12 protein-coding genes and 2 tRNA genes are annotated in these 13,519 nt (G+C 30.8%); 7 read left to right on the forward strand and 7 right to left on the reverse strand.

The window, feature by feature from the left end:
- Nucleotides 1-307: 307 nt before the first annotated feature.
- The 3 genes from BV55_RS0105400 to BV55_RS0105415 all read left to right on the forward strand — a co-directional run bounded on the left by BV55_RS0105400 (nt 308) and on the right by BV55_RS0105415 (nt 4,554).
- Nucleotides 308-1,633, forward strand: coding sequence for a glycine/sarcosine/betaine reductase component B subunit (locus BV55_RS0105400; protein WP_029451797.1), 1,326 nt, complete (start codon nt 308-310; stop codon nt 1,631-1,633).
- A gap of 12 nt (nt 1,634-1,645) precedes the next feature.
- Entirely contained in the window at nt 1,646-2,956 is a 1,311-nt protein-coding gene (gene grdH, locus BV55_RS0105405; protein ID WP_084170494.1) for a betaine reductase selenoprotein B, read from the forward strand.
- An 86-nt stretch (nt 2,957-3,042) separates the two neighbouring features.
- Complete coding sequence (locus tag BV55_RS0105415) at nt 3,043-4,554, forward strand: glycine betaine uptake BCCT transporter (RefSeq protein WP_035794274.1); 1,512 nt, start codon at nt 3,043-3,045, stop codon at nt 4,552-4,554.
- Between the two features lie 151 nt (nt 4,555-4,705).
- Here BV55_RS0105415 and BV55_RS0105420 read toward each other — a convergent pair.
- The 5 genes from BV55_RS0105420 to BV55_RS0105440 all read right to left on the reverse strand — a co-directional run bounded on the left by BV55_RS0105420 (nt 4,706) and on the right by BV55_RS0105440 (nt 7,831).
- Nucleotides 4,706-4,795 (reverse strand) — tRNA-Ser (locus BV55_RS0105420).
- Between the two features lie 71 nt (nt 4,796-4,866).
- A complete protein-coding gene (locus BV55_RS0105425) occupies nt 4,867-5,307 on the reverse strand; it encodes a nucleoside deaminase (RefSeq protein ID WP_029451802.1) in 441 nt (146 codons plus the stop codon).
- Between the two features lie 114 nt (nt 5,308-5,421).
- Nucleotides 5,422-5,940, reverse strand: a complete 519-nt coding sequence (locus BV55_RS0105430) for a type 1 glutamine amidotransferase domain-containing protein (protein ID WP_029451803.1) — start codon at nt 5,938-5,940, stop codon at nt 5,422-5,424.
- Between the two features lie 187 nt (nt 5,941-6,127).
- Entirely contained in the window at nt 6,128-7,369 is a 1,242-nt protein-coding gene (locus BV55_RS0105435) for an HlyC/CorC family transporter (protein WP_029451804.1), read from the reverse strand.
- Between the two features lie 387 nt (nt 7,370-7,756).
- A tRNA-Arg gene (locus tag BV55_RS0105440) sits at nt 7,757-7,831 on the reverse strand.
- A gap of 192 nt (nt 7,832-8,023) precedes the next feature.
- Here BV55_RS0105440 and BV55_RS15530 point away from each other — a divergent pair.
- Nucleotides 8,024-8,197 (forward strand): hypothetical protein, encoded by a 174-nt coding sequence (locus BV55_RS15530; protein WP_157469605.1) that lies wholly within the window; start codon nt 8,024-8,026, stop codon nt 8,195-8,197.
- Nucleotides 8,198-8,279: 82 nt separating this feature from the next.
- Here BV55_RS15530 and BV55_RS0105450 read toward each other — a convergent pair whose 3' ends face one another.
- Nucleotides 8,280-9,164: a MurR/RpiR family transcriptional regulator gene (locus tag BV55_RS0105450; RefSeq protein ID WP_242850853.1), complete on the reverse strand. Its 885-nt coding sequence runs from the start codon at nt 9,162-9,164 to the stop codon at nt 8,280-8,282.
- 219 nt (nt 9,165-9,383) lie between these two features.
- On the opposite strand from BV55_RS0105450, the gene BV55_RS0105455 reads away from it, so the two are divergent.
- A complete protein-coding gene (locus tag BV55_RS0105455; protein ID WP_029451806.1) occupies nt 9,384-9,719 on the forward strand; it encodes a phasin family protein in 336 nt (111 codons plus the stop codon).
- Nucleotides 9,720-9,772: 53 nt separating this feature from the next.
- Complete coding sequence (locus BV55_RS0105460; RefSeq protein WP_029451808.1) at nt 9,773-11,365, forward strand: ABC1 kinase family protein; 1,593 nt, start codon at nt 9,773-9,775, stop codon at nt 11,363-11,365.
- A 359-nt stretch (nt 11,366-11,724) separates the two neighbouring features.
- Here the strand turns inward: BV55_RS0105460 and BV55_RS0105465 are convergent, their stop codons facing one another.
- Nucleotides 11,725-12,297 carry a TetR/AcrR family transcriptional regulator gene (locus BV55_RS0105465; RefSeq protein ID WP_341349697.1) on the reverse strand — a complete coding sequence of 191 codons (573 nt, stop codon included), beginning with the start codon at nt 12,295-12,297 and terminating at the stop codon, nt 11,725-11,727.
- A gap of 222 nt (nt 12,298-12,519) precedes the next feature.
- Here BV55_RS0105465 and BV55_RS0105470 point away from each other — a divergent pair, with 222 nt between their 5' ends.
- Entirely contained in the window at nt 12,520-13,413 is an 894-nt protein-coding gene (locus BV55_RS0105470; RefSeq protein ID WP_029451811.1) for a phosphatidylserine decarboxylase, read from the forward strand.
- Nucleotides 13,414-13,519 lie beyond the last annotated feature (106 nt).

The following is a 13,519-nucleotide window of genomic DNA, read 5'->3' on the forward strand; positions in this document are numbered from 1 at the left end:
TAAATTTTAAATAAATGAAAACATGATATTAAAATATATTATAGTAACTTACATAGATATTGATAAATCCTATAGCTATGATTTGTTAAAACTATAACAGAGTTAGCGTTTTATATCATAATCGTGTTTACACAGTAATCATGATTATGATATAATTTATTTATACCATTCAGAAAACTTAGATTAATCTTAAAAATGTATAAACCTATAAGTTTCTTAGAAATTTCTAAAAGCATGTGTAATAAAAATCTTAATAAACAAAAAAATAATATTATATTATTAATCTTATTTGAGAGGAGAGTCTTTAATGAAATTAGAAATAGGTAATTTTCACGTTAGAGAAATCGTTTTCGGGGAAAAGACAGGTTATTCAAAGGGAATATTAACAATTAATAAAAAAGAGACTTTAGACTTTATAATGGAAGATGAGCATATAACAAAGGCAGATATTTATATAGTAAAACCTGGTGATAAGGTTAGGTTATGTCCTGTAAAGGAGGCCATTGAGCCTAGAGTTAAATTAAATGGTGATGCTTTATTTCCAGGATATACAGGAGATCTTTCAAAGGCTGGAGATGGTAGAACTCATGCTTTAAAGGATTGTAGCATTTTGGTAGTAGGAAAGCATTGGGGTGGATTCCAAGATGGGTTAATTGATATGAGTGGTGAGGGAGCTAAATATACTTATTACTCTCAGCTTAAAAATATAGTTCTTGTAGCAGATACTGATGAAGATTTTGAGAAAAGAGAACAGCAAAAGAAGAATACAGCTTTGAGAAAGGCTGGACATAAATTAGCAGAATATATAGCAGAATGTGTAAAAGAACTAGAACCTGAGGATATAGAAACTTATGAATTGGATCCTATATCTAAAAGAAGCACAGAGGTACAAAATTTACCTTCCATGGTTTTTGTAATGCAAGCACAATCTCAAATGGAGGATGGAGCATATAACGATTTAGTTTATGGATGGGATTCAAACCATATGGTTCCAACCTACATGCATCCAAATGAAATTTTAGATGGAGCGGTTATATCAGGTAGCTTTATGCCTTGTTCTTCAAAGTGGGCAACTTATGACTTTCAAAACAATCCTACAATAAAGAGATTATATAAAGAGCATGGTAAAACTATTAACTTCTTAGGAGTTATAATGTCTAATTTAAATGTTGCTTTAGAGCAAAAGGATAGATCCGCATTATTTGTGGCTCAAATAGCAAAATCTTTAGGTGCAGATGGCGCTATTGTTGTAGAAGAAGGATACGGAAATCCAGATGCAGACTTTGTAGCTTGTATTGTTGCTCTAGAGGATGTAGGGGTAAAAACTGTTGGAATAACTAATGAGTGTACTGGTAGAGATGGTAAGTCTCAACCACTCGTAACCTTAGATAAAAAGCTAGATGCCATAGTTTCTTGTGGTAATGTTTCAGAACTTATAGAGTTACCTCCTATGGAAACTGTTCTTGGAGAACTTGAAGCCCTTGGAAGAGATGGATTATCTGGAGGTTGGGCTAATGATGAGATTATAGGACCTTCTGTGAGAGATGATGGATCTATAGTTATGGAAAACAATGCAATGTTCTGTGGTGACCAAGTAGTTGGTTGGTCTACAAAAACTATGAGAGAATTTTAAGGAGGGGATACTATGAAGAAAGCAATTCTTTATATAAATCAATTTTTTGGACAAATAGGTGGAGAAGATAAAGCAGACTTTTCGCCAGTTATTAAAGAAGGCCTTGTAGGTCCTGCTATTGAACTTAATAAAAACCTAAATGCACAGGTTACTCACACTATAATATGTGGTGATAATTTCATGGGATCAAATACAGAAGAAGCGGTAAATATAATACTAGATTTCTTAAAAGATAAAGAATTTGATATATTTATAGCAGGTCCTGCTTTTCAAGCAGGTAGATATGGAGCAGCTTGTGGAACCATATGTAAGGTTATAAAAGAAAAGTTTAATGTGCCTGTAATAAGCTCTATGCATGAAGAAAATCCTGGAGTTGAAATGTTTAAAAAGGACATGTATATATTAAAGGGCGGAAAAAGTGCAGCAAAGATGAGAGATGATATAAAAGCTATATCAAGTCTTGGAAATAAGCTTCTTAATTCTGAGAAAGTTTTAGGAGCAGATAAAGAAGGTTATTATGAAAGAGGAATAAGACATCAAGTTTTTAGAGAAGATCAAAAGCCTGCTTCAGATAGAGTAGTGGAAATGCTAATAAAGAAACTAAATAATGAACCTTTTGAAACAGAACTTAAAATACCAGTTTTAGATAGAGTAGCAATAGCTCCAGCTATAAAAGATCTAAGTAAATCTAATATAGCAGTTGTAAATACAGGTGGAATAGTTCCAATAGATAATCCAGATAGAATACAATCTGCTTCAGCAACAAGATGGGGTAGATATGATATTAAAGGAATAGATGACTTAAAAGGTGGAGTATATAAAACTATACATGCGGGGTTTGATCCTGCAGCTGCTGATGCTGATCCAGATGTAATAGTTCCAATTGATGCTCTAAGAGCTTATGAAAAAGAAAATAAGATAGGTAAGCTTCATGATTACTTTTATTCTACAGTAGGAACAGGAACCACCCAAGCAGAAGCTGCGAGAATGGCAAAGGAAATGATTCCTTACTTAAGAGAAGATAACGTGGATGGAATCATATTAGTTTCCACATGAGGAACTTGTACGCGTTGCGGTGCAACCATGGTTAAAGAATTCGAAAAAGAAGGATTTACAATAGTTCAAATGTGTAACTTGATTCCAGTTGCTACAACTGTAGGAGCAAATAGAATAGTTCCTACCATATCAATACCATATCCATTAGGACATCCAGCTACAACAAAAGAAGAACAATGGAAATTAAGATATCATAGAGTAGGAGTGGCATTAGATTCACTTACAACTGATATTGAAGATCAAACTGTTTTTAGAGTAAAGTTTTAAAATAAGTATCTATAAAGTGAGTTCCATGTTTATCCATGGAACTCTACTTATCAAGATATTAATTTATAGTTAGGTAGGTGGAATAAATGAAAATAAATACAAGTGATAAATCAAAAAAAAGAGGGCAACCCGTTTATTATATATCTTTGATTATAACCTTTATAGTGGTTTTGTGGGCTATTATATCAAAAGATAGCTTTGCTAGGGCAGCAGATAATTTATTAAATACCTTAACTAATAATTTTGGATGGGCATATTTATTATCTATGCTTATATTTGTAGGCTTTGCCATGGTATTAGCCTTTAGCAAATATGGGAATATAAAACTTGGAGCAGATGATTCAAAGCCAGAATACAGTACAGCATCATGGTTTGCTATGCTCTTTGGAGCTGGTATGGGAATTGGTCTAGTATTTTGGGGAACAGCAGAACCTTTATCACACTTCGTAGCACCAAATGGCTTAGAACCAGGGTCAGTAGAAGCAGCAAGCTTTGCAATGAGAGCTTCTTTTATGCATTGGGGATTTCACCCCTGGGCTAACTATTCTATAATAGGATTAGCACTAGCATATTTTCAGTTTAGAAAGAATAAACCAGGATTAATAAGTAGTATATTTGAACCTTTAATAGGTGAAAAGAGAGTTAATGGTCCCCTAGGAAAAGCTATAGATATATTTGCAGTACTTGCTACAGTAGCAGGAGTTGCAACATCCTTAGGGCTTGGTACACTTCAAATAAATAGCGGACTTCAGTATCTTTTTGGAGTGCCAGAAACACAGGTTGTTCAAGTAATTATAATTGTAGTAATAACTATAGTATTTATTTGGTCCGCTGTAAGTGGTATAGAAAAAGGAATAAAGGTTATTTCTGATGTAAATTTATACTTAGCATTTGGACTTTTAATATTAGCACTTTTAATAGGACCTACTGTAAAGATTATAAATTCATTTTCTAATGGATTAGGCGCCTATCTAGGTAACTTTTTTCAAGATAGTCTTCAAATTGAAGCATTCGGTGATAATTCTTGGCTTAATGGCTGGAGAATATTTTATTGGGCTTGGTGGATAGCTTGGGCACCTTTTGTTGGTACATTTATAGCTAGGATATCTAAGGGAAGAACCATAAGAGAATTCGTATTAGGAGTTATAGTTGCTCCATCAATAGCTTCTTTCGTATGGTTTTCAGTATTTGGAACTATGGGAATAAACTTAGGTATTGAAGGCGTTATGTCTATGGATGCTTTAAAGACTGTTGCAGCTTCACCAGAGACAGCCTTCTTTGTAATAATGAGTAATTATAAGTTAGGGGTTATACTATCTTTTATTGCAGTATTTTTATTAGGTACATTTTTTGTAACCTCTGCAAATTCAGCTACATTTGTACTGGGTATGCTAACATCAAAGGGTGATTTGAATCCTTCAAATAGAAAAAAGATAGTTTGGGGATTAGTTCAATCATTACTTGCTACCTCATTATTACTTGCAGGAGGATTAAAATCCTTGCAGACAGCTTCAGTAGCCGCAGCCTTCCCATTTATATTTATAATGATTTTTGCCTGTATTTCCTTATGGAAGGCTCTTTCTGAAGAAAAGATATAAAAATAGAATATTATTTAACTAGTTAATTTATAAGGTTTTGGAAGTTCGCAATATAGATTTAAGAAGAGTATTTTTATGATGTATCTAGAAGTGGAGTTTATTCAATACCTTATACAAAAGAGGCTTGTAGCAATTGCTACAAGCCTCTTTTTGGCGGAGAGAAAGGGATTCGAACCCCCGGTACATTTTGTGTACACTTGTTTTCGAGACAAGCACCTTAAACCAACTCGGACATCTCTCCACAATAAGTATTTTTATACTACCCTAAAAGTATACTAAATATAAAAATATAAATCAATATAAATTAAACAATCATTTATTTCTTAGAGATTTAAAAAACTCTTTTAAAATTTCACTACATTCATTATTATAAAGCCAATTTACTTTTATATTAGAATTAATATATTGATTATTTACTAAGTTTAAAACAGAGCCACAAGCTCCAAGGTTTGGGTCAAAGGTACCTATATTAAGCTCTGACAATCTTGATTGAACAATAGCCCCAGCACACATTATACAAGGTTCTAAGGTTACAAACATACTACATCCATTTAGTCTCCAATTTCCAAGAGTTTTAGAAGCCTCGTTTATAGCAATGATTTCAGCATGGGCTAATGGGTTCTTCATAGTTTCTCTTAAATTATGGCCTCTTCCAATTATTTTGCCATCCTTTACTATAACTGCACCTATTGGAACTTCATCTATGGATAAAGCCTTTTTAGCCTCTTCTAAGGCTATATTTATAAATTCCATTTTAAGATCCCCTTACATTAGTATAAAAAATTTATACATTCAAAACTTTTAATTTGATATTTTGAAACAGTTTATCAAAAGAATGCCCCTATAAACTCTTATTATAATTTATCATTATTTAAGTAAAGTCTCAATATAGGATTTCATATATTGAGGTAAATCGCTAGGTTTTCTACTGGATACTAAGTTTCTATCCACAACTACCATTTCATCACTCCATATTGCACCTGCATTTTCCATGTCGTCTTTTATATTAGGTGTACTTGTTACTTTGTATCCATTTAGGATGTCGGCAGAAATTGTAACCCAACCAGCATGGCATATTTGACCTATAACCTTTTGACTTTCGCTCATATGCTTAACTATACTAAGTGCATCATCACATACTCTTATTTTATCTGGTGCCCATCCCCCGGGGATAAGTAAACCATGAAATTCATCTACATTTATATCTTTAAATGAACAGTCAGAGATAGCAGGGACTCCATGTTTACCAGTGTATTTTTTGTTAGCTTCTTCACCAGCTATAACCACTTCAATTCCTTCTTCTCTTAACCTTAGAATAGGATACCATAATTCTAAATCTTCAAAGTCATCATGAATAAAACTTAAAACTTTTTTTACACAAGTCATTAAAATCCACCTCTCCTCAATTATATTATTTTAATTGTAACATTATTTACAATTTAATAATGAATTGTAAACTACTATTATCACTTTGTTTACTAATTTGTAAAATTTAAAGCTTATAAATTATATTGATTTATGAAATAAGATAAAAAATAAATCCCTGTGGTCTACACAGGGTAATTTGTATAAGTTACGTAAATATACGTACCTTTTTTATTCTATTTTTATCTAACTCTTCAATAACAAACTTAGTTGTATCAAATTGTATGTTTTCTCCTCTATCTGGGAATCTTCCAAGCTGACCTATTATAAAGCCTCCTATAGAATCAAATTCTTCTGATTCCATGGATGTGCCTATAAGGTCATTAAGATCATCTAACCTAGCACTTCCAGATACTACATACTCATCTTCTTTAATTACATCAATCTCTTTATCATCTTCATCATCATATTCGTCTTCAATCTCTCCAACAATTTCTTCTACTAAGTCCTCAATGGTTACAATACCTACTGTACCACCGTATTCATCAAGCACGATATACATATGATTTCTGTCCTTTTTCATATCAGTAAAAAGATCTGTAATCCTTCTAAACTCATAGGTGTAATTAGGCTCTCTCATGTAGTCTTCAACGTTAAACTCTTCCTCTTTTTCTTTTAAAAGCAAGTCTTTTATGTATAACACACCTACGATATCATCGATAGATTCTCTGTATACGGGTATCCTAGAGAATTGTTCTCTTTTCAAGACTTCAAGGATCTCGTCATAAGTAGATTCAGTGCTTATAGATATAACATCTACTCTTTGAACCATTACATCCTTTGCTTGAAGGTCTCCAAATTCGAAAACATTATATATCATCTCTTTTTCTCCAACTTCAAGAACTCCCTCTTCCTCTCCAACATCCACCAAAGTTTTTAATTCTTCTTCTGTTATGAAGGGTTGAGTTTTATCAGGGTTTCCACCTAATAGCTTTATAATCCCTGAAGATATAAATGTAAATACAGTTACTATAGGTCTGAGTATTATTATAATAAAACTTATAGGCTTATAAACCTTAAAAGAAACCTTTTCTGAATTTTGAGCAGCTAAGGATTTAGGGGTTATTTCTGCAAATATAAGAACTAATACGGTCATAACAATAGTTGCTATTCCTACACCTTTTTGTCCAAATGCTTTTAATGCAATTGAGGTTGCTAGAGCAGAAGCTGCTATATTTGCTACGTTATTACCTACTAAAATGCTTCCTAATAGTTTATTAGGGCTTGCTATAAGTTTTTCTATTTTATCAGCTCCCTTTACACCTTCTTCTACAAGGTGTTTTACTCTTATCTTACTAAAGCTCATAAGAGCCGTTTCTGAAGCTGAGAAAAATGCTGATAATAATAAAAGCACAGTTAATAAAATTAAATGCCACGTGCTAGGGTCCAAAAGTACCACTCTCCTATAATAATTAATTTTTATATAATAAATAATTTTGTGATATCTTATATCCATTTAATATGTCTTTGGATACATAGATGAGATTAGAATAGTTATATATAATTTATACTTCTAATACTTTTCTGAAATGTCATAAAATTAAATAAATCTATCTTATTATATCACATTTAATTCTAATGTATTAACACAAATTATATACCATTTCAAGGCATTATCTTTTAAATAGCTCAAATATAAGATTTAGGTTAATATTTTATATTATATCTAGTTATATCTAGTTATATCTAAGGAATCATACTTTAAAGTAAAGATTTAGAAAGTTGTAGGTAAATAAAAAAAGATTAGAAATTTAATAAATTAAAATTCTAATCTTTTTGGTACTCCCAACAGGAATCGAACCTGTATTTATCCCTTAGGAGGGGATCGTTATATCCATTAAACTATGAGAGCATATGTTATTGTATCACCCTAACATTTTATTATATAAATTGTATTATGTCAATTATAACTAAGCAAATAAATTTAAATTCATTAATTCATGAAAACTTAATACACTTTTTACGGATATTTATTATTAAAGTTTAAGATTGTGATATAATATGAGTATAGAGTTTACAGAATATTTTGTAAGGAGTGATTTAGATGTGTAATAATGAAGAAAAAACAAATACTACTCCTATTAATAAGGATAAAGAATCAAAAGAGGTAAAGTCCTCACCAAATTCAAAAGTATTTGTGGGAGCTAATGATGAAGTGGTCCCAAATTGTGAGGGAGAACCTTGTAATTTTGAAGTCAAAGAAAAAGATGAAAAGTAAATCAAATATTTAAATAATGTACATTTCAAGGATAACTTGCTCTAATAATTAGGACAAGTTATCCTTATTAAATTGAGAATGGTTATTTAAACTTTTTAGCTTTTATAGCCACTCTTGTTTTTTCTAGATAGTTTTGAGTTTCATTAAATCGCTTACTTGCAACTCCGGCAAATAATATATCTATTACATTAAGCTGTGCTATTCTAGAAGAGGTTGCCCCACTTCTTATATTTATTTCTGGAGATGATACATATAAATTAATATCGCATATATCACTTATAGAACTAGAGCCATATTTAGTTATACTAATAGTTGTTGCACCTGTACTTCTTGCTATATTTATGGCATCGTAAACATCCTTAGTTTCCCCAGAATATGATATTGCAACTGCAACATCACCTTTAGTAAGATTGGCAGCTGAAATAGTTTGAATATGCGTATCAGCATGAGCTGTAGCTAATTTATTTATCCTACAAAACTTTTGGAAGGCATCTAAGGCTATCACATAGGAAGCTCCTACTCCAAAAAACTCTATTCGCTTTGAATTATCTAGCGCTTCGATTGCTTCTTTTATGCTTTTTGTAGATATTATTTTACTGGTATTATCTATAGCTTTTTTATTATTATTACTTATGTTTTTTATAATAACATCTATATCATCACCATTTTCTATATCTGCATATTTGTCATCTTTACTGTTTACCTCAAGATAAGCCATATCACGAGTTATATCAATTTTAAAGTCTTTGAATCCACTATAACCAACCGCTCTACAAAATCTTACTATAGTAGCCTCGCTAGCTCCACATCTTTTAGACATGTTACCTATAGATAAATCAGAAATCTCTGAAGGATATTCTAGTATAAAATTAGCTACCTTTTTTTCTGTATCGCTAAGTCCATTCATTATTCCACGTATTTTTATAATACTCCCGGCCAATATAAAACCTTCTCTCAACTTAAACATTATGTTTAATTATTTTATTTAAAGGCATACTTATATATAAGTAGTTACTATATTACTTATATATTTTAGCATATAATTCAATGACTTTAAAATCATTATATCTTTAAATATATAAGTTATGTTAAAGATTTATTAAAGCCTTTAATAGGGGCAATCCTTATAGTATAATTTATATAAGCATATACTAGAGAATATAAAAATAAATTTGGAGGTGTAATTATGTTAGATGAATTAAAAAAGGTATTTCTTGCAGGAGTAGGTTCTGTTGCTTATACTTATGAAAAGTCTTCAAAGATTATTGAGGATATGGTTGAAAAGGGAAAGTTAAGTACGGAAGAAGGTAAAGAATTAAATGAAGAATTAAAAAGAGATATGCAAAGTTCAGGAGAAAAGTTAGTTTCAAAAGTTGATAGTGTAAAACCTTTAAATAAAAAGGATGTAGTTTGTATAATTGAAGAGCTAAATTTAGCACATCAAGAAGATTTAAATGAAGTTAAAGAAAAGATGCTAAAATTAGAAGCTAAAATAAGCCTTTTAGAAAACAAACAAGAGTAAAAACTTTAAGACACATATAATTAATGGTGGTTTTAAGTAAAGAGAGGGCTAAAATGGCTAAGAATTCCGCTAAACGTTTAAAAGAAATAGTAAAAGTTTCTGCTTTTTATGGATTTGGCTTTCTAGTTGATAATAAAATAAAAAGACAAGATAATTCACCTGAAAATTTAAGATTAGCTTGTGAAGATCTTGGACCAACATTTATAAAGCTTGGACAAATCTTAAGCACTAGACCAGATATTTTGCCTGCTGAATATATAAAGGAATTATCAAAGCTCCAAGATAATGTTTTACCTGAAAAGTTTAAAGATATAAATAAGGTTATAAAGAGCGAATTTGGTAAATCAATTGAGGAGCTATTCCTTAAATTTAACGAGATACCCTTAGCCTCAGCTTCGGTAGCACAAGTACATGAAGCGACACTAAAGGATGGGAGAGAAGTTATAGTAAAGGTACAAAGACCTGAGATATCAGATAAGATGGAGACGGATATTTCTATATTATCTAGGATATTTAATCTTACTAAGGCTAAATTTAAAGATACATTAATAGATCCTAGTGAAGCTTTAAATGAACTTCTTGATTCTACAAGGCTTGAACTAGACTTTAATATAGAAGGAGAAAATATAGAAAAATTTAGGAAGATTAATAAATCAGTTGCATGTATCTATGCACCCTTTGTAATAAGTGAATATAGTGGAAAAACTGTACTTACATTAGAAAAAATTAAGGGGTATAAAATTGATAATAAAAAAGGGCTTTTAGAACAAGGATATGATTTACCTGATATATCAAAGAAACTAGCTTTGAGTTTTCTTAAAAATATTTTCGAAGATGGTTTTTTTCATGCAGATCCTCATCCGGGGAATCTTTTAATCAGAGATGGAAAGATATGTTTTATAGACTTTGGTATAACCGGTAATTTAAACAAAACCTTAAGAGACTCGTTAAATGATGCTGTAGTAGCTGTTGCATATGAAGATATAAATAAACTCATATCTGTATTCATGTCTATAGGAATAAAAGATGGATTTGTAGACAGAAACCAACTTTATGAAGATATTGATTACCTCTTTGCTAATTATTTAAATACATCATTTGAAAATATAAATATGTCTTATATGCTCCAAGAAGTATTTGATGTTGCTAGACGCAATAACATTAAGCTACCAAAAGAGCTAACCCTTGTTATAAGGACATTTATAATATTAGAAGGGGTTATAGCTCAAATATCCCCTGAGATTAAGGTTTTAGATATTGCTATACCTTATGTAAAGTCACATAACTTAAATAAAGACATAGATTTAGATGAAGTTCTTTTAAATACACATATATTTTTAAAAAATAGTGTTAAGGTTCCAACAAAATTAATAGAGGTTTCAGATAATATATTAAGTGGAAGAACTAAAATTAAACTAGAACTTAAGAATTTAGATAAACCTTTAAATGAATTAAATAGAATGGTTAATAGGATGGTGTTTGGACTTGTAGTATCCGCTATGATTGTTGCTTCGTCCTTAGTATTAAATTCTAATATAGGACCTAAGGTATATGATGTTTCACTCATTGGTGTTATTGGATTTATAGTTGCTGGAATATCTGGGCTTTGGTTATTAATATCTATTTTAAAATCAGGAATGATGTAAGGTATGTGTACTGTTTGTGGAGTATTCCATACTAAGGATACGGAAAGACCCTTTGGAGAATCTTAGAAGTGTGGAGGAGTAATATATATTGTTTTTAGAAATTAAATTTGATTTTAGTAGGAGTGATTCTACTCCTACTAAAGTAAGTAATCTATTTAAGCTATACAAAAGCTTTGTTATCAAGTGATTCTTAGACTCAGGTGGAGTTTGCTTATAAGGAAATACGTCTCTCAACCAAAGTCTTAGAAGAAATTACTCAGGGGCGTAGCAGCCATCATCCCCCACCTTGAAGAGGAGAGCGGTATTACGGATGGTAGCCATGGGATAAATATATGAGTTTAATTAAGGTAAAAGTAACTTTATATTTCAATACCTCTTAAAATATAGTTCATTAAGCTATCTAAAAGTTCTTCTATGTCGGGATCCTCTGCATTTAATAATTCATATATAGAGGCAGACATTAAAACCCCTAAGAATAGGTGAGCCATAAAAGCAGGATTTCCTTTTTTTAGAATTCCATTATCTATAGCTTCTTTTAAGTACCCCTCTAAGATAGATATATAATCACTTAATGAATCCCTGATTTCTACCTGCCTTATTTCTTGACCCCAAAGTTGACTCATAACGACTTTGAAGAAGTCTTTGTATTTATAGACAGATTGAAGTTGTATCTTACAAAGAGCTCTTAATTTTAATATGGGATTACTTTCCTTTTCCGTCGCTTCTATGATATCTTCTTTTATTATGTCCATACCAACTTTTATTATATAATTAAATATTTCTTCCTTGCTCTTAAAATGATAGTATAGTGTTCCCTTTGCTAGGCCTCCAGTAAGAGCAATATCTTCCATTGTAGCTCCTTCATAGCCCTTTTTAGAAAAGATATCAACGGCAGCTTTAGAAATTATATTTTTAGTTTTATTCAAATCCATCACTCCAAGTCTATATGAGTATTTACTACCTATAATATATCATTTAACAACAATAAACAACCAATTTAAATACAATGTAATTGAATTTTCAGTTATATGGTATTGCCTTCTTATTTTCCTTATTTTAAAGTATAATATGTATTATAGAATCAGTAATATTATTATGAAATATTGATGTGAAGTTTTTTAAAATATAATAGTTTAATAAAATGGAGAGATGAAATGATAAAATATTATAATCGTAATTCAAATGAATATGAAGTGGAAAAGGTTGCAGGGGATAAGTATTTAAAATGGAACTATTCTTCTCCAGTTGGACTCACTTTACTTGAGATGTTTATAAAAAAGAAATTATTTTCTAAAGTTTATGGAGCCTACTGTGATAGCTCTTTAAGTAAGAAAAAGATAAACAGTTTCATAAAAGAATTTAATATCGATATGAATTTATGTGAAAAAAATCTAAGTAAGTTTAATAGCTTTAATGATTTTTTTATACGTAGCTTAAAAAAAGAGGCTAGACCTATAGATGAAAATAGTAATATGTTAATTTCTCCTGGAGATGGTAGATTATTTGCTTATGACAACATAGATATGGATAACCTTGTGCAGGTAAAAGGATTAACCTATAGCTTACATGAGCTTATAGAAGATAAGGCCATTGCAGATAAGTATAATGGGGGACTATGTTTAGTATTAAGACTATGTCCTACAGACTATCATCGCTTTCACTTTATTGACTCAGGAATATGTAGTGATAGTAAAAAGGTAAATGGAGATTACTATTCTGTAAATCCTATAGCCTTAGAAAAGATACCTAAGCTTTATTGTCAAAATAAAAGAGAGTGGAGCTTACTTAAATCAGAAAACTTTGGTGATGTTATATTAGTTGAAGTAGGGGCTACCTGCGTTGGAACAATAGTACAAACTTATAACCCAAACCATGTTGTTAAAAAAGGTGATGAAAAAGGGTACTTTAAGTTTGGAGGCTCTACTACAATTATGTTTATTAAGCCTAACACTGTAAAGATAGATGAAGATATATTGCGGGAAACATCCTTAGGTTACGAAACAAAGGTTGTTATGGGAGAGACTATAGGTAAGAAAATAAGTATTTAAACCATCAGTAAATACAATATTTAAAAAGAGAGAAAAGGCAAAAGCTTTTTCTCTCTTTTTATTGTACAAAATTATTCAATTAGCTTCAATAAAAAAGTTATTATTG

It is taken from the genome of Clostridium algidicarnis (genome assembly GCF_000703125.1).
GTDB classification, from domain to species: Bacteria; Bacillota; Clostridia; order Clostridiales; family Clostridiaceae; genus Clostridium_L; species Clostridium_L algidicarnis.

What these genes read in the sequence shown, in the direction of transcription:
- BV55_RS0105400 (WP_029451797.1), top strand. Translation starts at nt 308, where the DNA reads ATGAAATTAGAAATAGGTAATTTTCACGTTAGAGAAATCGTTTTCGGG.
- BV55_RS0105415 (WP_035794274.1), top strand. Translation starts at nt 3,043, where the DNA reads ATGAAAATAAATACAAGTGATAAATCAAAAAAAAGAGGGCAACCCGTT.
- BV55_RS0105425 (WP_029451802.1), bottom strand. Translation starts at nt 5,307, where the DNA reads ATGGAATTTATAAATATAGCCTTAGAAGAGGCTAAAAAGGCTTTATCC.
- BV55_RS0105430 (WP_029451803.1), bottom strand. Translation starts at nt 5,940, where the DNA reads ATGACTTGTGTAAAAAAAGTTTTAAGTTTTATTCATGATGACTTTGAA.
- BV55_RS15530 (WP_157469605.1), top strand. Translation starts at nt 8,024, where the DNA reads ATGTGTAATAATGAAGAAAAAACAAATACTACTCCTATTAATAAGGAT.
- BV55_RS0105450 (WP_242850853.1), bottom strand. Translation starts at nt 9,164, where the DNA reads ATGTTTAAGTTGAGAGAAGGTTTTATATTGGCCGGGAGTATTATAAAA.
- BV55_RS0105455 (WP_029451806.1), top strand. Translation starts at nt 9,384, where the DNA reads ATGTTAGATGAATTAAAAAAGGTATTTCTTGCAGGAGTAGGTTCTGTT.
- BV55_RS0105460 (WP_029451808.1), top strand. Translation starts at nt 9,773, where the DNA reads ATGGCTAAGAATTCCGCTAAACGTTTAAAAGAAATAGTAAAAGTTTCT.
- BV55_RS0105465 (WP_341349697.1), bottom strand. Translation starts at nt 12,297, where the DNA reads ATGGATTTGAATAAAACTAAAAATATAATTTCTAAAGCTGCCGTTGAT.
- BV55_RS0105470 (WP_029451811.1), top strand. Translation starts at nt 12,520, where the DNA reads ATGATAAAATATTATAATCGTAATTCAAATGAATATGAAGTGGAAAAG.